Origin of the sequence: Paenibacillus sp. BGI2013, assembly GCF_002843485.1 — a bacterium.
Classification (GTDB): Bacteria; Bacillota; Bacilli; order Paenibacillales; family Paenibacillaceae; genus Paenibacillus; species Paenibacillus amylolyticus.
Genome location: NZ_PJFA01000009.1, coordinates 115,352 through 133,721 on the forward strand (window position 1 = coordinate 115,352; position 18,370 = coordinate 133,721).

Annotated in this window: 19 protein-coding genes; 3 read left to right on the forward strand and 16 right to left on the reverse strand. The window is 46.5% G+C overall.

The features are described from left to right. Positions 1–33: 33 nt before the first annotated feature. The 9 genes from CXK86_RS21225 to CXK86_RS21265 form a co-directional block, all read right to left on the reverse strand. Positions 34–381 carry a hypothetical protein gene (locus CXK86_RS21225; protein ID WP_256720102.1) on the reverse strand — a complete coding sequence of 116 codons (348 nt, stop codon included), beginning with the start codon at positions 379–381 and terminating at the stop codon, positions 34–36. Continuing rightward, the gene (locus tag CXK86_RS21230) at positions 378–1,007 is read right to left on the reverse strand and encodes a hypothetical protein (RefSeq protein ID WP_076252884.1); all 630 of its coding nucleotides are present in this window, start codon (positions 1,005–1,007) and stop codon (positions 378–380) included. The genes CXK86_RS21225 and CXK86_RS21230 overlap by 4 nt, the downstream gene beginning before the upstream one ends. A 39-nt stretch (positions 1,008–1,046) precedes the next feature. Beyond that, a complete protein-coding gene (locus CXK86_RS21235; RefSeq protein WP_076252885.1) occupies positions 1,047–1,748 on the reverse strand; it encodes a DUF1361 domain-containing protein in 702 nt (233 codons plus the stop codon). A gap of 41 nt (positions 1,749–1,789) precedes the next feature. Further along, positions 1,790–2,218: a GNAT family N-acetyltransferase gene (locus CXK86_RS21240; RefSeq protein ID WP_076252886.1), complete on the reverse strand. Its 429-nt coding sequence runs from the start codon at positions 2,216–2,218 to the stop codon at positions 1,790–1,792. A 17-nt stretch (positions 2,219–2,235) separates the two neighbouring features. Then, a complete protein-coding gene (locus CXK86_RS21245) occupies positions 2,236–2,685 on the reverse strand; it encodes a GNAT family N-acetyltransferase (protein WP_257468034.1) in 450 nt (149 codons plus the stop codon). Between the two features lie 32 nt (positions 2,686–2,717). After that, positions 2,718–3,128 carry a GNAT family N-acetyltransferase gene (locus tag CXK86_RS21250; RefSeq protein WP_074096147.1) on the reverse strand — a complete coding sequence of 137 codons (411 nt, stop codon included), beginning with the start codon at positions 3,126–3,128 and terminating at the stop codon, positions 2,718–2,720. Between the two features lie 128 nt (positions 3,129–3,256). Next, a complete protein-coding gene (locus CXK86_RS21255; protein ID WP_076252994.1) occupies positions 3,257–4,483 on the reverse strand; it encodes an amidohydrolase in 1,227 nt (408 codons plus the stop codon). A 219-nt stretch (positions 4,484–4,702) separates the two neighbouring features. Beyond that, positions 4,703–5,257: a methylated-DNA--[protein]-cysteine S-methyltransferase gene (locus tag CXK86_RS21260; protein ID WP_076252887.1), complete on the reverse strand. Its 555-nt coding sequence runs from the start codon at positions 5,255–5,257 to the stop codon at positions 4,703–4,705. A gap of 42 nt (positions 5,258–5,299) precedes the next feature. Beyond that, a complete protein-coding gene (locus tag CXK86_RS21265; protein ID WP_076252888.1) occupies positions 5,300–6,004 on the reverse strand; it encodes a DNA alkylation repair protein in 705 nt (234 codons plus the stop codon). Between the two features lie 190 nt (positions 6,005–6,194). Between CXK86_RS21265 and mgtE the strand changes: the two genes are divergently transcribed. Further along, positions 6,195–7,565, forward strand: a complete 1,371-nt coding sequence (gene mgtE, locus CXK86_RS21270; RefSeq protein ID WP_051447459.1) for a magnesium transporter — start codon at positions 6,195–6,197, stop codon at positions 7,563–7,565. 69 nt (positions 7,566–7,634) lie between these two features. Here mgtE and mmsB read toward each other — a convergent pair whose 3' ends face one another. From mmsB to CXK86_RS21300, 6 genes are all read right to left on the reverse strand, one after another. Then, positions 7,635–8,798 carry a multiple monosaccharide ABC transporter permease gene (gene mmsB / locus CXK86_RS21275; protein ID WP_036617110.1) on the reverse strand — a complete coding sequence of 388 codons (1,164 nt, stop codon included), beginning with the start codon at positions 8,796–8,798 and terminating at the stop codon, positions 7,635–7,637. Beyond that, positions 8,767–10,332 carry a multiple monosaccharide ABC transporter ATP-binding protein gene (mmsA, locus tag CXK86_RS21280; RefSeq protein ID WP_076252889.1) on the reverse strand — a complete coding sequence of 522 codons (1,566 nt, stop codon included), beginning with the start codon at positions 10,330–10,332 and terminating at the stop codon, positions 8,767–8,769. Before mmsA ends, mmsB begins: the two co-directional genes overlap by 32 nt. Before the next feature lie 21 nt (positions 10,333–10,353). Next, the gene (gene chvE, locus CXK86_RS21285) at positions 10,354–11,439 is read right to left on the reverse strand and encodes a multiple monosaccharide ABC transporter substrate-binding protein (protein ID WP_076252890.1); all 1,086 of its coding nucleotides are present in this window, start codon (positions 11,437–11,439) and stop codon (positions 10,354–10,356) included. Positions 11,440–11,757: 318 nt separating this feature from the next. Further along, positions 11,758–13,056: a response regulator gene (locus CXK86_RS21290; RefSeq protein WP_076252995.1), complete on the reverse strand. Its 1,299-nt coding sequence runs from the start codon at positions 13,054–13,056 to the stop codon at positions 11,758–11,760. Positions 13,057–13,064: 8 nt separating this feature from the next. Beyond that, positions 13,065–14,933, reverse strand: coding sequence for a cache domain-containing sensor histidine kinase (locus CXK86_RS21295; protein ID WP_076252996.1), 1,869 nt, complete (start codon positions 14,931–14,933; stop codon positions 13,065–13,067). 91 nt (positions 14,934–15,024) lie between these two features. Beyond that, complete coding sequence (locus CXK86_RS21300) at positions 15,025–16,032, reverse strand: substrate-binding domain-containing protein (RefSeq protein ID WP_076252891.1); 1,008 nt, start codon at positions 16,030–16,032, stop codon at positions 15,025–15,027. A 206-nt stretch (positions 16,033–16,238) separates the two neighbouring features. Between CXK86_RS21300 and CXK86_RS21305 the strand changes: the two genes are divergently transcribed. Together CXK86_RS21305 and CXK86_RS21310 are read left to right on the forward strand one after the other, a co-directional pair. After that, complete coding sequence (locus CXK86_RS21305) at positions 16,239–16,820, forward strand: LysE family translocator (protein ID WP_076252892.1); 582 nt, start codon at positions 16,239–16,241, stop codon at positions 16,818–16,820. Between the two features lie 19 nt (positions 16,821–16,839). Beyond that, entirely contained in the window at positions 16,840–17,616 is a 777-nt protein-coding gene (locus tag CXK86_RS21310) for an AraC family transcriptional regulator (RefSeq protein WP_076252893.1), read from the forward strand. 173 nt (positions 17,617–17,789) lie between these two features. Here CXK86_RS21310 and CXK86_RS21315 read toward each other — a convergent pair whose 3' ends face one another. After that, the gene (locus CXK86_RS21315; RefSeq protein ID WP_076252894.1) at positions 17,790–18,362 is read right to left on the reverse strand and encodes a hypothetical protein; all 573 of its coding nucleotides are present in this window, start codon (positions 18,360–18,362) and stop codon (positions 17,790–17,792) included. Positions 18,363–18,370 lie beyond the last annotated feature (8 nt).

Here is an 18,370-nt window from a genome sequence, read left to right on the forward strand (position 1 = left end):
TCATTTTTCTATACGCCACCTCGTGAACATGAATTAACACATGTTGTGCCTCCATACGTTCGAAGAAATCCAACATGTCCTTAAACGGATTCTCGAAATACGAAGACTACCAAGGAAAACCTCTAATGTCTGCCCTGTTTCTGTATTCTGGAACATACAGTGCTCGCCATGAACATCAAAATACCAATTTCCCGTTAATTCTTCTTCTCCATGGATTACATCCGCATTGGACAGCAAATGGTACGCACCTTCGAGAATTGCTGTCCGATCAGGCTGGTCGGTTTCCAATATCAATTGGTCGATCAATTGCCGCGCGATTCTCTGGTACATATCCATTACAGCCAATAATTCTTCCGTGATTTCCTGGGTTATCGCCTTCATACCTTCATATCCTTATCCGGGTATCCAATTTCTGTAATTTCACCTTCGATATCACTTAATTTCAGTTCATCATTTAATTGCTGTAGTAAGACCTCATTGATCGGCTTCATATCAAATACCTGTTCAACCAGTGTGATATCCAACGTTATCTCGTAGTAATCCTGTGCCCAAGCATGATAATATTTCGCGCCGCCTACCAAAATCTCTAACAGTTCGTATTCATGATCCCCAAGCTCCGTGCCCGCAGACCACCCTTCCTGATCCGCCACACTCCAGATACAGAACGTCGTCTGATCCATTACAAATGCCGGCTCTACCACAAAAGTATTAAATGCTTCTGGAACGCTTTTTACCACCTCACTCCTATCAACCTTATGCTGAAGTGTATACTCTTTAGCAAAGCCTTTAATAATCAGCCCATTCGGACTGAATACAGCAAAATAATGATCTCCTTGCCCATCTCTCATGGATGCCATTTGCTCATTCTTGTCCCACTGGGAATTATACGAGTAATACCTGTACTCCCATTCCGGCATCAAAATGGCATCCAGCATAGCTGCTGCCTTTAGAATCTGTTTGCATTCACTAATGTGAGGAAGTTTATCGATAAAATTAAGATTACCCATCGTGTGATACTGCCTCCTTTACCCTTTCAAATGGAATAATTAGTTGCCCGACCTTGCGGTTAGCAAGGATATAATAACGTATCCAAAAAGTTGAACCGCAAATACAATGACAACAAACTCAACCATTATGCTGTTCGCTGCATTAAAATCATTCACAAGATCCACAAAGATCTTCCCAGGTCGGGATAATACATCCCACGAATTCCACCGATTAAATCTCCCAATGTAAACCCCTATACTGCTCAATAGCAAAATAACACCGACAACCATCATGCTAATGTACTTATTTATTAATTTGTTTAACATGCCATGGATTTGAATGATTGAACAAGTCGAGAGCAGCAATCCGATGATCGCTACGGCAAACGTCAGGGTGAGTCCATACCAAAAATCAATATTAACCCAAAATCTAACCTCCCCTTGAGCATCAAAATATCTGAATGAATGCAGAATCTCCGTAAAAAGGTAGGCCGCATTGGGCAGAAAAAAGAGCCATACTCCACACATCAGCCCCATACATATCATGCTCGTTGTGGTTAATTTCTTATTAAATATGTATCTAATGCAGGATGAGATGATGAAGGGTACCCATGCCAGGAACATGTCCCAACTTAAAAATCGATACATATTTGTATCTGATTGGGCACGTAAATACATCACAACACCTAGACAACAAAGAGTAGCCACGAGCAAGGTAACGATGAGTCGGACATCTTGAACCGGATGTTTGTTATCTTTCATTTCTTTGCTTCTACTTCCTTTTCCTTGATGAATGTTATAAGTTATAAATACTTTTTAAATGCCTTGCTGGATTCTCCGTTGTACCCCAATTTCGTATAAAAGTGATGTGCTTCGTTTCTGGATGATCCGCTGGTTAGAAACACCTTCACACAATTTTTCTGCACACATACATGCTCTATATGTTTCATCAATTCAGATCCATATCCCTTGCTCTGCACATGTTCCGTAATGATAACCCGCTCAACTACGCCGAATGGTCTATTTTCCACCAAAGCATCCAGACAAATATGTAAATGAGCCGTGCCGATCACCTGATCACCCAGTTCATACACAAACAAGAAACTGTTTGGGTTATTCCGAACTTCTTCAATCCGTTCTGCCAGTACTTTTGTGTTTAAGTTGTTTGGCAATAATTCTTTATACAGTCTTTCGATAACCGCTGCATCTCTAGCTTCTGCCTCTCTTATCATCAAGCTTCTCCTCCCTGTTACCTCACTTGATAACTTAAAATGATATCACCGTTGTCCTCTAATTCACCCGTGTCCTGAAATCCGCAACGTTTATACAGCGCATTTGCCGCAATGTTATGTGGAACATGGGATATCCTGATTTGCTGGCAGTCACTTCTCTCTTGCAACATACGAACCACTTCTTGAATAGCAAGTTTGCCGTAACCCTTCCCCTGGTACTTCTCATCAATCATGAAGCGCAGAATCCAGTAATACCCGTCATTGTAGATCTCGTTATCAAATAAAATAAAACCTACCATCTGATCCTCTGCCAAAATGCCGTACGGCTTGGACGTAATTTCCTTCGTCGCATGCATCAATGAATCCGCATTGCTAGCTACCAAATCTAGCTGATCTTCCCGTGGTTTAAGGTGGATGCACTCGAGTTCATTTTCTTTGGTTATGGGTTGTAGGCTTACTTTTTTCATATCCACAATCATCTCTCCTTGCAGCTTATTTACTAGATTTTCTTGATCAACATAATCTCCAGAGGTTGTGTATCTAGCAATAGAGCCCCAGCATCAACATACCCCAGCTTTCGATAGAAATGTTGCGCATGTTCGTCTGATTGCGTTGAAGTCATCACCGTATCAAAGCCTTGTTGCTTCATTAGATTTTCCCAGTGATGTACCACTTTTTTGCCATATCCGCCGTTTCGATAGGGTTCATCAATCCAGATCATATTCATGAAGGGAAGGTTATCCCAAAAGTACCCGTACCTCATCCATCCAACTCTTGATCCCTCGTCCTCGTCCCACAGGATGAATATTTCTTTCTCACTAATCTTCGTTTTCACAAGTGGCTGATGGATATGCCGATCTCTTTCAATGATGTAGTCGTAGTCAGCTTCCGTTGCATACTCAATCTTCATTTGTAATACTCCCTTCATTAACTACGTCCATCATAACCCAAAATGTGGTATATGCGAACAGTTCTTTCCTCTTTTTCTCCCATGCCAAAAAACCACGGTTTCCCGTGGCTGCACCCGCTCTATTTCCCTCAATCCGCTGTTGATCCACTGACCAATTGCCCCTTGTACCATACGGCCTGCCGCGCAGATCGCCGCGCAACAGCTTCCGCCGAACAACTCGCATGCACTAATACAAAACTCGCGGTGTCGCCTACCTTCGGCCAGACTTGTTCCCCTTGTGAATCCAGAGGTGTAATCCCGCCTGTTACCCATGCCAAAGATTGAGACAAGGACAGTTCGTCGCTATATCCGTACAGTTCTGCGAATCGTCCCGCTTTCTCAAGCATATCCCCATTGCCAAAAGGAGACCAATGATCCGTCAGGCTGTCTGTGGCCAGCTTCACGTTCACACCCATACGGTGGAGCATGGGAAGAGGCATCATCGTTCTGCCAATAGGCACCGTAGAAGCAATGCTCATCCCAAGCGAGGCCATTCGCTGCGCCATGTCTTCTGCTTCCTGGTGCTCTGCGCGGGCGAACCAGAACGCATGACTTACCGTAACTTTACCCTGAAGCCCTGCTGCTTCGGTCAGATTTGCGAGTTCCAACAGCGTTTGTTTGCCGGCCTGCCCACCATCATGCAGATGAATATCGATGCCCGCCTGGTGCTGAACAGCCAGTTCAACCATGGCGTTCAGTGATTTCTCGATATGTTCGTCCACCGTATGAGGATCAAGTCCGCCCACATGCGTTGCACCTTCCTTCATCGCTTGGCCCATAAGCTCCACTGAATGGGAGCGAAGCAGTCCATGCTGCGGGAAAGCCACGATCTCCGAAGCGATTTTGCCCGAAAATGATTCCAGAGCCTGCCGCGTCGCTTCCAGTCTTTTCAAGCCACTGACGGGTTCAATATTGCAATGACTACGTACATGAGTGGAGCCGCACCCCTGAATCAAGGTCAGAATACTCTCCGCTTGACGCTTGGCATCTGGTAGCAACTTGGGCAACAGAACCTTCTCTTCTTCAATACGTTCGAAAATACTGGAGATACGCTTAACGGCTGTCCACGGCCCATCGTAGTAGGTTTTATCCAGATGAATATGTGCCTCCTCGAACGAAGGCAACAGCAGAAGTCCCTTGCCATCTACTTGTGGTAGATCGCTAGACAACGGGTTGTTTCCTTCCACAATCTCCGCGATCACTCCATCTTTAATCCGCAGATGAGCGGGGCTTGTCCGTGTCCCCGTCACCTGTTCCCCCTCCCGAATATAACTCCGCTCCACAGTCACGTTTGTTAACCAATAAGCCTGCTTCATCATGTCATCCCTCTTTTCTTACCCGGCATTACGTCCCCCGGATACCGATTGATCTATGATCCATGGTACCATACGGTTTCACAGGGCAAAAATACGTAAAACGTTGGTGTTCCATATGCGGAACGTTTGTATTACTCTACTTAATACATGTAAAAAAAACAGGCACAATACGTGCCTGCCCCGTCCACTCACCTTAATCTTCTTGATTACGCGAGTCTATTAAAAATGAAACCGCGCATGCCCTCCATCGTTCACGCCTTCAATCTGTTCGATATCCAGCAGTCTGCGCTTCATCTCCAGGCCTCCACGGAACCCGGTCAGCTTGCGATTAGCCCCAATAATGCGGTGGCATGGTAACAGAACCGGAATTGGATTGGCCCCATTGGCAGCCCCAACTGCTCGCACAGCCGAAGGTCTGCCAATTGCAGCAGCTATATCACCATAGGTCCGAATTTCACCATAAGGCACACGCCCTAGCTCTCTCCATACCTCCTGTTGGAAGTTCGTTCCGATCAAGTCCAGTGGGATCGCATCTGTATAAGCCATGGATTCTCCTGCAAAATAGGACAGCAACCAGTCCATCATACCTGTTCGTTTCAGAGCATGTTCGTTCTCCTCCAGTTCCACGCCAGGTGCAACCTTCTGTATCCAGCCGTTCCAATCTTCCAATGTTTCGTTTGGCATGACCACTCGGCACAATCCCTGTTCCGTAGCGAGCAGCACCCATGGACGACCGTCCAACTGCATCGTGGTGTACATCAACTTTTTTCTCATTCGTTTATCGCCCTCTCCCCGGTGGAATGCTTAATGCTAGAACTAGGAGGTAATCTGCTTCTTCACCTTACGTTTCATACTGCGGATCATTTGCTTGCTCTCTGGATCAACGCGATAAGATTCCGTGATTTTCTGAAGTGCCTTATTATACGTAAAATCATCCAGGGTATTGCGGTTCAAATAACGCATAGTCACCTCAGGTTGTTTCACATAAGCCATTGAGATGGCCCAAGCAACTGCCATTTTCACATAATACGCCTCGTGCCTAATCTGATCCAATGCAGATAGAACCTGATCGATATATCGCTCATTCAGATAAAAATTCAACAGCATTACCACACCAAACCGGATTTCATATTCCTGATCTGATCTCAGATACGGCTGCAAGAACGCCCACATGGACTCCGAATGGACCTTCGTATATTTCAGTCCCGCACAGAAGCTGTCACACACCGACCAGTTGTCAATCTTCGGTACAAATGTTTCAATAGCCTTTAACAGCTCGTCCAGATCAGCCTGTACATGTCCAATGACCATCGCTTGCAACATCACTTCTTCAAAATATTCATCCTCTGCCGTTTCCAGATACGTGCGCCAGTCCCCGGCGGCAAGTTGCTTGGCAATTTTTCGTAAGGCTGGCAACCTTACACCAAGTACATTCGTGATGTTGGGAATAAGTGCGGCCGAGAATTTTTGATACTCCGGCTCAACCATGCTGAGCAATTGTGTTCTGATATCTACTTCCACTAGCGCATGTCCTCCTTGTCTGTTGCTGTACAACAAGTATATCCTTGAAGTGGCTGTTTGTAAGCCCATATCGAATGTTTGAGCAAGATTACAATATCATTTTGGGACTCTCATTTTTTCTCCATTTGTTTAATTCCCAACCCATTTCGTTTAAAAATATGAAGCTGACCGAATAGAAAGGAGTGTCGATATGAACGGACCTCATACCAAGAAAGATTTCTCCGTGGAGGAGATCACCGAACAACTCGTGCAACATGTACAATCCCGGAACCTTCCCGATTTCTATAAATTGGTGAAAGAACTGCATCCCTACGACCTCTCACTTGTATATAAAAAGTTCCCTGAAGAAGAAACCAATCGGTTTTTGCTCCTGTTCAAACCCGATGCTCTGGCGGATCTCGCTGAGACCTTGAAGTTGCACGAACAGATTCAACTGTTTGAACGACTTGGGCCGGAACGAACACTTGAAGTCATGCAGCAGATGGACAAAAGTGATCTGATCCGGTTTATGCACGATTTACCCGCCAAACGCCGAGAAGAATTGCTGTCCAATATGAACCTGGATCACTCTGCCATTATCCGATCCGTGCTTAATTACCCGCCGGAAACGGCAGGACGCATCATGACAGATCAATATCGGACCCTGCTCGCTCATGAGACAGCCAAGGAAGCCTTACGACAATCGCAAGGTACCATGCATATCTCAGCCTCCAGTTATCTCTATGTAACCGATAATGAAGGCAAACTGGTCGGTGTCGTGAGTTATCGATCCCTTGCCTTGGCTGACGATAAGACCCAGGTTGAAGAACTGATGACCCGGCGGGTGATCCATGCAACGGTAGATATGGACCAGGAAGAAGCAGCACAGCTTCTACAGCGTTATGAGTTTATTGCACTTCCGGTGGTGGATGAAAATCACAGATTATGCGGTATCATTCAGATGGATGATGTCATCGATATTATTATGGATGAAGCCAGTGAAGATTTGGCCAAGATGGGGGGCGGCAGCAAGGATATCGACTTTGATACTAAACCACTCGTGGCCGTCAGACGCAGGCTTCCCTGGCTCATCTTGCTTCTATTGATTGGTCTAATCTCGGGAAGTATTGTGGATTTCTTCGAGGATACACTCAATCAGGTTGTGGCATTGGCATTTTTCATGCCGATGATCGCAGGTATGACCGGTAACACAGGAACGCAGTCTCTGGCTGTTGTGGTACGCGGACTGATCGGACGCAAGCTCGACAAAGCCACCGTACTCGCACTGATTGGTCGGGAGATCAAGGTAGGCATAATGATCGGCTTGGTATGTGGATTACTGATCACCGTCATCGCTTATTTCTGGCAAGGGGACTGGTTGCTGGGCGCCATTATTGGGGTATCTCTGTTCCTCACTCTGGTCATTGGTACACTGACCGGTACATGCATCCCGCTTCTGCTTAGTCGTTTCAAAGTCGACCCGGCTGTTGCCTCTGGCCCGTTAATCACCACATTGAATGATATCTTGTCCCTGTTTATCTATTTTGGCATCGCCACACGTTTCCTCGATGCCTTAATGTAACTAAGTCGTGCATACAGCAAAACAGACCTGATCCTGAGATCAAGGTCTGTTTTTTCATTTTACCAAGTGTTACGCTGATCTTTTATTTTTATTATAGATATCAAACGCTACAGCGAGCAGCAGTACCAATCCCTTAATCCCCTGTTGCCAGTCAATACCGAGACCAATCAGGGACATCCCGTTATTCAGCACACCCATAACCAAACCACCGATGATGGCACCAAATACCGTACCTATGCCCCCTGAAGCGGAAGCACCACCGATGAAGCAGGCCGCAATGGCATCCAACTCGAAGTTGGTACCCGCTCTTGGCGTAGCTGCATTCAGACGTGCGGCGAAGATCAACCCGGATACCGCGGCAAGTGTACCCATGTTCACGAAAACCCAGAAGGTTACCTTTTTTGTTTTGACTCCAGACAGGCCTGCGGCCTTCTCATTACCTCCAAGCGCATACACATGCCGTCCCATGACAGTACGATTCATAACGAAGGAGTACACAACGATCAGGACAAACAGCAGGACCAGGATATTTGGAATACCTGCATAACTTGCGAGTACAAACGTAAACAGATTTGTCACAACAGCCACCACAATCAACTTGAGCAAAAATAGTCCCTTTGACACGACCTCGAATCCATATTTTCGCTGGGAACGGCGTTCCCGCAGTTCATTGACAATGTACCAAACGGTGAGCACAAGACCCACAATGATAGACACTAGACCGAAACCTGAGAATTGAATGTCCGCCAAGAAGCCAGAGCTTATTTTCTGGAAACCACCTGGAAAAGGAGAGATCGATTGCCCCTCCAGCACGATCATCGTCAAGCCACGGAACAGCAGCATACCTGCCAGCGTCACGATAAATGCCGGAATCCGCACATAAGCGATCCAGAAGCCTTGCCATGCACCGATCAAAGCACCAACCAGCAAGGAAGCGATGACTGCAAGCCAAGCCGGAAGCTGCCAATCAACCATCATAATCGCGGCAACGGCACCAACAAAGGCTGCAATGGAACCAACAGACAGGTCAATATGCCCGGTAATGATGACCAGCACCATTCCGATCGCCAGCACCAAAATGTAACTGTTCTGCAAAATCAAATTTGTAATATTAATCGGCTTGAGCAACAGCCCGCCTGTAAGTACCTCGAACAAAAGCATAATCACTACCAGGGCAATAATCATGCCGTATTGACGGATATTATTTTTGAACAGTTTTGTTATCATTTCCATGCTTGCCGCCTCCAGACTTGGTCATATATCTCATCAACGTTTCCTGCGATGCTTGCTCCCGGCTGACTTCACCGGTGATTCGTCCGGCATTCATCACATAGATCCGGTCACACAGGCCAAGAACCTCCGGAAGCTCGGATGAGATTACCAGTACGCCCTTGCCTTCAGCAGCAAGCCGATGAATGATCGTATAGATTTCGAATTTCGCTCCCACATCGATACCGCGGGTAGGTTCATCCAGGATAAGAATATCTGGTCCGGCAAAAATCCATTTGCTGAGCACCACTTTTTGCTGGTTGCCTCCACTTAGATTACCGGTCTTCTGCAAAATACTTGGTGCTTTGATGTTCATGCTTTTCTTCATCTTTTCCGCCACCAGTACTTCTTCACGCTCGTTCACTACTGCGTTTCGCGTCAGCTTGCTCAGACCCGTTAAGGAAATATTGCGCTTGATGTCATCCATCAGAATGAGTCCGTATTCCTTGCGGTCTTCTGTCACATAAGCAAACCCATTCTGAATAGCCTCTGTGACGGTATTGTTGTGGATCGGTTTACCATTCTTAATGAGTTGACCCGAAATATTCCGGCCATAGGATTTGCCAAATATACTCATGGCAAGCTCGGTACGCCCAGCGCCCATCAGCCCAGCAATACCTACAATCTCACCACGTCTGATATTCATATCGATCTGATCCAGTACTTTTCGCTCGGCATGATGTTCGTGATATACCGTCCAGTCCTTTACCTCAAGGATAACTTCTCCAATGGTGGCATGACGCTCCGGATAACGGCTAGTGAGATCACGTCCTACCATTCCGCTAATAATCCGGTCCTCCGTCACTTTTTCGTTCTTCATATCCAACGTCTCAATTGTCTTACCGTCCCGTAAAATGGTCACGGAATCGGATACCTTGGATACCTCATTCAGCTTGTGTGAGATCAGGATACAGGCGATGCCCTGTTTCTTGAATTCCAGCATCAATTGCAGCAGATTTTCACTGTCGTCCTCGTTCAGCGCAGCGGTTGGCTCATCCAAAATAAGCAGCCGCACCTTTTTGGAGAGCGCTTTCGCAATTTCGACCAGTTGCTGCTTGCCTACCCCGATGCTGGATACCAACGTGTTTGGATTTTCGCTCAGTCCCACCTTCGAGAGCAGCTCCCGTGTACCTACAAAAGTTTCCTTCCAGTTGACAATTCCTCTGCTCGCACGCTCGTTGCCCAGATATATATTTTCCGCGATTGAAAGGTAGGGAATCAGGGCCAACTCCTGATGGATAATGACAATTCCCAGATCCTCGCTCTGCTTAATATCCTTGAACTCACAATTTTTGCCCTGAAATAAAATGTCGCCTTCATACGTGCCATGTGGATATACACCACTCAGTACCTTCATCAACGTAGATTTACCTGCGCCATTTTCACCACATATGGAATGAATTTCGCCTTCACGGACTTTCAGATTGACATTTTCCAGCGCTTTGACGCCAGGAAAGGTTTTGGTGATGTTTTTCATTTCCAGAATGATTCCGGCCATGGGATGTGCTCCTTTCATTTATTATTTCAGTCCGATTTCTTCCTTCGTGTAATACTGTGTACCAACGATATCCTGCTCCACATTTGTACGGTCCACCGAGATGGGATCCAAGAGATACGCCGGAACAACCTCAATTCCGTTGTTATATGATGTTGTATCATTAACTTCCGCCTGTTTTCCTTGCAAAATACTATTGGCCATCTCTACCGTCTTCTCCGCTAGCTTCCGTGTATCCTTGAACACCGTCTGCGTCTGTTCCCCGGCCACAATGGACTTGATTGAGGCAAGTTCGGCATCCTGTCCTGTAATAACGGGCAGCGGTTTGTTCGAAGTACCGTAACCAATCCCTTTCAAAGATGAAATGATACCAATACTGATTCCATCATAAGGAGACAATACTGCATCCAGATTATCACCCGAGTAATACGCACTCAGCAGGTTATCCATCCGTGACTGGGCCAGTGCTCCGTCCCAGCGCAAGGTCGCAATCTGAGCCATCGTCATCTGCTTGCTGCGCACGACCAGCTTGCCGGAATCGATGTACGGCTTCAGGACAGACATCGCACCGTCGAAGAAGAAATAGGCGTTATTATCATCAGGAGAGCCACCAAACAGCTCAATGTTATACGGTCCTTTTCCATCCTTGAGTCCAAGCTTTTGTTCGATGTAGGAGGCTTGAAGCACACCCACCTTAAAATTGTCGAACGTGGCGTAATAGGTTAAGTATGGCGTATTGCGAATGAGCCGATCATACGAGATCACTTGTATCCCTTCGTCATGCGCTTTCTTTATTACATCCGTTAATGTGTTGCCATCCACGGACGCAATCACCATCACATCCACACCTTTGGTGATCATGTTTTCAATCTGTGAAATCTGATTCTCGACCACGTCCTCAGCATACTGAAGATCGGTTTTGTACCCCTGCTCCTGAAACAGACGGACCATATTCTCCCCGTCTCCCACCCATCGTTCTGATGATTTGGTTGGCATCGATATACCGACATATCCCTTTTCTTTGCTGCCTGGGCCACTCTCTGCCAGATTGCAGGCCGAGAGCATCAAGGTCATCACCAGAAGCCAGATGAGCATTGCTCCTTTTTTCATATGAAGTTCCCCTTTCCTCACGTCATACGGTTCTGAATGAGTTATAAGATAACGCTTACAATACATGTAGTGCATCCTGTTGCTTGCTGTTCCTATCTGAGACTAATGGTAGCATTCGAGATGCCGCAAGGTCTTTGCACGTTTTGAACCTTTTTTATAAAAATTTAACTTTTGATGGAAACGCTTAAAGTATAAGTTTGATCCACGAGATACCATTCCAGAGTCAAAAAAAAGGACATGCTCCACTTCGCTTCACACGAAGTAGAACACATCCATCTCATTTATCACATGTCTAAGTGAATAACTGTAATACGATATTTAATTCGCAGAAGGATGATAGGCTGTCCCCCCGTTCTTTCGATACTGCACTGGTGAAATGCCCATTGTTTTCTTAAATGCAGTGCTGAAATAATGTTGGGTATCATAACCTACACGCTCAGCTATGGTGTGGATCGGCAGTGTTGTTGAATCTAATAACTGTATAGCCTTGCGAATGCGAGCATGCGTGACAAGCGTGACAAAGGAATCATTCAGCTCTTTCTTCAGCACACGACTAAGATATACGGCAGATACTTGTAGACGGGAAGCAAGCGATTCCAGGGTCAGTTCCCGCTCGGCATATTCTTCGTGAATAAGTTGTCTTGCCCGGCGAACCAGAGGCGACAACTGTACTTCCCCGAATACCCTTTCACGGCAATGACGGTACGTATCCGGCGTTTCTTCCAGTGTCCCTGCATGTGTCTCCACATGAGCATGAATGGCAATATTCAGGCAAGAACTGATCTGTTGTTCCAGAAGGGACTCTATTTCTTCAGGGGCTTCCTGCCACAGACACATGCCGATCAACCCGCTTACGTCCCGAAACAGGACATGTGGCACGTCCCCCAGCAGTTCACTAATTATATTTTCCACTGCAAACAGAAACAACTGACGATCATTCTCTCTCAGTATCGTCTGACGAGCTTCAGCGGCAGGCCAGCGTACGACCCCGATCTGCACAGGTGGGACGGGGGGCAGCCGCAAAAACACAAGCTGCTCCGTCAGATTCCTCCCTTCAGCCTGCCCCTCCAGCCACTCCAGCATAAATCGCTGGCGAAGCAACGGGATATTACGTTCAATCTGATGAGCTGCCTGTTGTACATATGCCGTCCTCTGGTGCTCTTCAGTAAGTCGCTGATGCAATCGCTCAAGTGCAGCATATAATTGTTCTGCTTGCACAGGTTTTAAAATGTAATCCTCTACGCCAAGACGAACCGCCTCCTGCGCATATGCAAATTCATCATGTCCCGAGATGATCAGGTAACGACAGCCTGGACACTTCTGCTGAAGGGCACGGATTAGTTCGATTCCGTTCAGAAATGGCATATTCATATCAACGAGAACAATATCCACACCCAAATCAGCCGCCCGTTCCAGCGCTTCCTCGCCATCTTCCGCTTCACCAACAACCTCCATCCCGAGAGTTTCCCAGTCAATGGCATCCCGAATCCCCTCACGAATGATCGGTTCATCATCAGCGATGAGCACGCGGTATTTCTTCGCCACATGGCTATCCGGCATAATCTCCATTACTGTAGTTAATGCGGATGTCTCATCTGTTTCAGTGGAAGTTGTCACGGCCGATTTCATGAATTTTCCCATTCACTCTCCTGCCTCTCTTCGTTATTGATTTGCTTGGTTGGTGGGAGCTCTCGCATCAACGGATGAATGATGGTCACACTCGTTCCTTCACCTTCCTGGCTCTCCAGCACAATACCGTATTCATCGCCAAAGGACAGCCGCAGACGGGCCTGCACATTCAACATTCCATAACTTTTGCCTGTCATCCCAGGCGAAGACGCTTCCAAACTTGCCAACGGAGCTTCGAGCAACTGCTGCATCTCGGCAAGCCGTTCGATGGACATGCCTGCTCCATTATCATGAATGGTCAGCAGCAGTCTGTTATGTTCCAATCTGGCCTCCACCCGAATGTGTCCCGGCCCACGCCTGCCCTTGATTCCATGATAGATTGCATTCTCTATCAGGGGCTGAAGCAGCAGCTTTAACACCAAAAGGTCCCGCAGTTCCTCTGGAATATTCAATGTATACTGAAGACGATCGCGGTATCGTGTCTGCTGAATTTGCAGATAACTGGTCATATGTTCAATCTCGGAATGCAGCGGAATGTAATCCTGTCCCTTACTAAGCCCTATGCGAAATAATCGAGATAACGCACCAACCATGCCGGATACATCTTCTGCACCCTCTTTGCGTGCCATCCAATGAATGGTATCCAAGGTATTGTACAAAAAGTGTGGTTTGATATGCTCCTGCAAACTTCGCATTTCAGCGTCGCGCTTCTGCCGCTCCCGCAATTCATTTAGTGATATCAGTTGTCGAATCTGTGCCAGCATTCGGTTATAACTGTTGCCAAGCATGCCAATCTCATCAGCGCGATCGCTCCAGCGGCCTGGTCTGAGATTGCCGGTCTCCGCCCTGCGCATATAGGACATGAGCCGGAAAATGGGCTGAGCAATGGAACGGGAGAACCATAAAGAGGCGCTCAGGCCAAACAGACACACCACAAATACAAAGCTAACCACGTAAAACTGGATTTGGCGTACTTCGGATATCGAGTCTCTTGTGGGAAATACCCCTACTGTTCTCCAACCTGTAAAGGTAGACGACTGATACATGAATAATAATGTTCCACCTTCTGTATCGGCGGTAAATGTTCCACTCTCACCGGAGGGGAACCAGTCTGTGGGAATGTGTTCTATTAGCGGGTGCTCCGGCTTGTATACACTTTGACCTTCTGCATCCGTCACCATCACATAACCGGATTTCCCCAAGGTTACATTACGGGCAGCCTGAGAGACCGACCTTAGTTTAAGATCAATCATAATAACCCCCCGCACACGTCCTGACGCTTCATCCGTTATGGAACGTGCAACCGATACAATCTCATCATTCTTGTACCGTACATGTGTCGTGAGATTACGCTCTTTCGGCTGACCCAATACCATGAAGATGCCCGGATTGGCCGAAGCTTTTTGATACCAATTTTCCTGGATCAGGCTCTGTTCCGCTCGGGGATACATCTCGTTGCTAATATAGTCACCATGTGCATTGACGAGAACAATCCCGGCGATTTCAGGATACAATGTTGTGAACCCCTGCAAGGTTTGTTTGATGCCATATAACCGATTTTGCTCCGTTTCGGCATTGGTGTCCATGTTCATTGGTACGATGCCTTCATCATCATTCGGTGGCATTTTGTCGTCCATAAAAGCATCAATATACGGGTCAAAGGCAATCAGGTAGGTCATGTTTTGCAAATTCTCCATTTTGCTGTTCAGAGCTTCATTCACTTTGCCAATCAGTTGCATGGTATGCCCTTCAACCTGTCGCTCAACTACGCGCTCCACCGTCCAGTTCACAAGCAACCCAAGCCCTACGGAAGGTACAATGGCGAATAACAGAAAAAGCAGCATCAGCTGGTAGCGAAGGGGCATATTACGCAAGCGTAAACGCCGAATCCCGTTCCTGAAAGTGGAGAGAATTGCTCTCCTGCTCCAAGGCCTTGGAATCTTGAAATCTTCCTTGTTATTTGGCATAGTAATCATCCACATCTGAGCGTGTTACCACAGAGATCCCTGTGTCTACCATCACGGGAAGTGGTGCATTTTCACCGGATGAAGAAGGGGCAGGAACCGTTAATTGGTGATGCAGATGGAACAGATATTGGAGTGACCAATATCCCATATTCCAGGTTCCCTGTGCAATTGTAGCTGAGATCGTACCGTTCTTGATCATATCCAATGTAGTCTTGTTTGTATCAAACGAAATAATCTGCAATGGATGTCTGTCCCCGGCAGTTTGAACAGCTTCCCCCGCTCCTGCCCCTCCGGTAGCTTCAGTCACAAAAATTCCCGCCAGCTCGGGATGTTCCTTCATCATTCTGATTGTTTCGTCTCTGGATACCATCGCATCACCGTGTCCGTCTGCAACTTCAACAATCTGCATGGAAGGGTATCTCTCCTTGATCGTATCGCGGAAACCCTTCGTGCGCTCTTCATGATTTTGTTGCCCAGGCAAGGTTAATACCGCGACCTCTCCCTCACGACCCAGCAGTTCAGCCATTTTATCGGCAGCCATTACACCCGACTTGTAATTATCTGTCCCAAGAAAAGAATAGGCCTGGCTATCGGGTGCATCCGCGTCAAATAATACAACAGGGATATCTGCGTCGATTGCCTTGTTAATCGCTGGAACTAACGATTGAGGATCGATTGCAGATATAGCAATGCCCGCGGGTTTACGAGCGATAGCCTGCTCGATCACCATGGTCTGCTCCTTCGCATCATACCGGGTAGCCCCGCGATATTCTACGGTCACGCCAAGTGCATCCGCGGCATCCTCGAAACCTTTGAGCGGGCTCTTCCAATACTCCAGCCCGGACTGGAATGTAATCATGATATACGTCTCTCCGATATCACCGCGCAGCCCCCGGTCCTCCCAAGAACTGTTTACCTGACTGGTGTATTCAAACCTCAATACATACAACGCAAATGCTGAGATTAGCAAAATGTAAACAAGTAGCATTTTTTTCATTCCGTTCACTTCCTCAAGTCGTCTGATCACCTTATACTTCGTTTAAATTGTAAACGCAATCATTCAAAAAGAAAACCATCCCTTATCTTTTAAAAGCAAGCTCCTGTTGCTAACCGTGTACCTGCTGCAATAATGTACTATATGGTTTCTCCCTTTGGACGTATGATCATGAAACTAAACTACAACCAGAGGAGAGCATCATCCTTATGAATCTTGCATCTTTTTTAATCTACTGTATTGTCGTTACGTTCACCCCTGGCCCCAGCAATATCGTAATTCTTTCTTCCGTACAACAGGTTGGGGCGCGTCAAACGATGCAATATGTGTGGGGAGCTACGCTGGCATTTGGTCTGCTGCTTACCGCATCAGCTTTTCTTAATCATCTTCTTGCGGGAGTGTTACCCGGAATTCTGAAGGTGATGCAGATTGTCGGCGGCCTGTACATGGTGTATCTGGCGTACCAGATCTACAAGATGGGTACCACCGAGGATGCACCAAAACAAGTTACCGGATTTTGGAACGGTTTCATCATGCAATTTGTGAATCCAAAGGTCGTCTTGTTTACTTTCACTGTCATTCCAAGTTATGTATTGCCCTTTTATCAAAGTTCATTTTCTTCGTTCCTGTTCGTGCTGCTCATTACATTCATTGGTTTTCTGGCCTATTCCAGTTGGGTTGTTTTTGGCACGGTTTTCAAAACGTTGCTGAATCGCCACCAAAAATTACTGAGTATTCTCATGGCACTTTTTTTGTTATACTCAGCCATTATAGTATCCGGATTAATCTAAAGCTTGGGAGGTGTGCTGCATGGAACGGTTTAACTATAAAAAGTCGCAAGACGTGCTGGCACTATCCGCCAGCTTTACTGATTTTGCATACAAAAAACATTGCCACGAAGAGTATGCGGTCGGCGTAACCCTGCGTGGCATTCAACAATACAACCTGGACGGACAATATCAGGCGTCTCACCAAAATGGTGTCATGTTGTTCAACCGTGAACAGTCCCATGACGGAAGCTCCTATGATAAGGCTGGCATTGACTATGTGATGCTGTATTTGAAGCCGGAATTGGTAGAGGAGATTATAGGCAAAAAGGAATTGCGTTTTGGAAGTCCCATCGTCTATGATCCCGAGCTTGCACGTAAGATCCTGATACTGAACGATGCCGTTCAACTCCGACAGGACGAAGCCGAGTGCAGCGAACGGGTCTTCGATCTGGTTCACCTTCTGGCTCAGAAGGAAATGGACACCAAGCTCTGGTTGCCTCAGGACAGTCTGGTTCGAAAAGCCAAGGAAATCATGTTTTTCAGCACCGAAGATGTGCTCAAGCTGGACAACCTAAGTTCCGAATTTGGCATGTCCAAGTTTCAATTTATCCGGGAATTCAAAGCACAAGCAGGTATATCTCCCTACCAGTTTTTCTTAAACTGCAAGGTGGAGCGTGCCCGTCAATCCATCGAAAAGCAGAAGGACGTATATACTGCTGTTGCCGATTGTGGATTCGTTGATCTGACCCATCTGAACCGTCATTTCAAACGGGTATTTGGTGTCACAGCTTATGAATACATGTTGCAGCTGAACTAGCTGCATCGGATCGATAATCTCGACTCCAAATGGGTGAAATTTTGACGCCACTCCTGAAAATCCCCGTATGGAACGCGGATGTACCTCGACGTTCTTACGGGGATTGACTTGTTTTTCAATCATACAAACCTTTTGTTATACAATCCAACTTTCAATTTTCATCAGACCTGCAATCAGATTCTTTTCTTTCGTTTCCATATCCACACGATTGCCAACGCTGCCAATAAAATGACTCCACCATATAATATGAGTTGGATATATTCACTTCTCCCATCGGTGGTTTCTCCAAAATCTTCTTTACTTACAAGCTTGCCCGCACCCAGCAATTTCAGATCGTCTCCGGCTTGTTCAATTGGAACATTGCGACTGCACAGATTCGTATGAAGCTTATGATCCACTTCATATTGATAAGCATAGATCAGGTAGGATTGATTCTTTTCAAATTGAATGCCACAGGAGTCAGACCCTCCGTCACTCGCGAGGATTTTCATCTTTTTGGCATTAACCCCCTTCCATGCAGTACCTACATCAAAGGTATACTCTCTTAATAAACCATCATGCTTCGACTGTTGAGAATTGCCTTTATTCACCACTTCTCCCGTAAATACTGCTGCGTAGGTCTTCAATCTCTCTTGAACATCATTCTCGACACAACTGCAAGCATACACTCTCTCTCCGGGAAATAGAGCTAACCCAGACGTAACCAACAGTAAGATCAACATGCACATCACCAAACGTCGTTTCATTCCGACCG

Bases quoted from the DNA above. Each gene is read 5' to 3' on its own strand.
- CXK86_RS21225 (WP_256720102.1), bottom strand. From the start codon at position 381: ATGAAGGCGATAACCCAGGAAATCACGGAAGAATTATTGGCTGTAATG.
- CXK86_RS21230 (WP_076252884.1), bottom strand. From the start codon at position 1,007: ATGGGTAATCTTAATTTTATCGATAAACTTCCTCACATTAGTGAATGC.
- CXK86_RS21235 (WP_076252885.1), bottom strand. From the start codon at position 1,748: ATGAAAGATAACAAACATCCGGTTCAAGATGTCCGACTCATCGTTACC.
- CXK86_RS21240 (WP_076252886.1), bottom strand. From the start codon at position 2,218: ATGATAAGAGAGGCAGAAGCTAGAGATGCAGCGGTTATCGAAAGACTG.
- CXK86_RS21245 (WP_257468034.1), bottom strand. From the start codon at position 2,685: ATGAAAAAAGTAAGCCTACAACCCATAACCAAAGAAAATGAACTCGAG.
- CXK86_RS21250 (WP_074096147.1), bottom strand. From the start codon at position 3,128: ATGAAGATTGAGTATGCAACGGAAGCTGACTACGACTACATCATTGAA.
- CXK86_RS21255 (WP_076252994.1), bottom strand. From the start codon at position 4,483: ATGAAGCAGGCTTATTGGTTAACAAACGTGACTGTGGAGCGGAGTTAT.
- CXK86_RS21260 (WP_076252887.1), bottom strand. From the start codon at position 5,257: ATGAGAAAAAAGTTGATGTACACCACGATGCAGTTGGACGGTCGTCCA.
- mgtE (WP_051447459.1), top strand. From the start codon at position 6,195: ATGAACGGACCTCATACCAAGAAAGATTTCTCCGTGGAGGAGATCACC.
- mmsB (WP_036617110.1), bottom strand. From the start codon at position 8,798: ATGGAAATGATAACAAAACTGTTCAAAAATAATATCCGTCAATACGGC.
- mmsA (WP_076252889.1), bottom strand. From the start codon at position 10,332: ATGGCCGGAATCATTCTGGAAATGAAAAACATCACCAAAACCTTTCCT.
- chvE (WP_076252890.1), bottom strand. From the start codon at position 11,439: ATGAAAAAAGGAGCAATGCTCATCTGGCTTCTGGTGATGACCTTGATG.
- CXK86_RS21295 (WP_076252996.1), bottom strand. From the start codon at position 14,933: ATGCCCCTTCGCTACCAGCTGATGCTGCTTTTTCTGTTATTCGCCATT.
- CXK86_RS21300 (WP_076252891.1), bottom strand. From the start codon at position 16,032: ATGAAAAAAATGCTACTTGTTTACATTTTGCTAATCTCAGCATTTGCG.
- CXK86_RS21305 (WP_076252892.1), top strand. From the start codon at position 16,239: ATGAATCTTGCATCTTTTTTAATCTACTGTATTGTCGTTACGTTCACC.
- CXK86_RS21310 (WP_076252893.1), top strand. From the start codon at position 16,840: ATGGAACGGTTTAACTATAAAAAGTCGCAAGACGTGCTGGCACTATCC.
- CXK86_RS21315 (WP_076252894.1), bottom strand. From the start codon at position 18,362: ATGAAACGACGTTTGGTGATGTGCATGTTGATCTTACTGTTGGTTACG.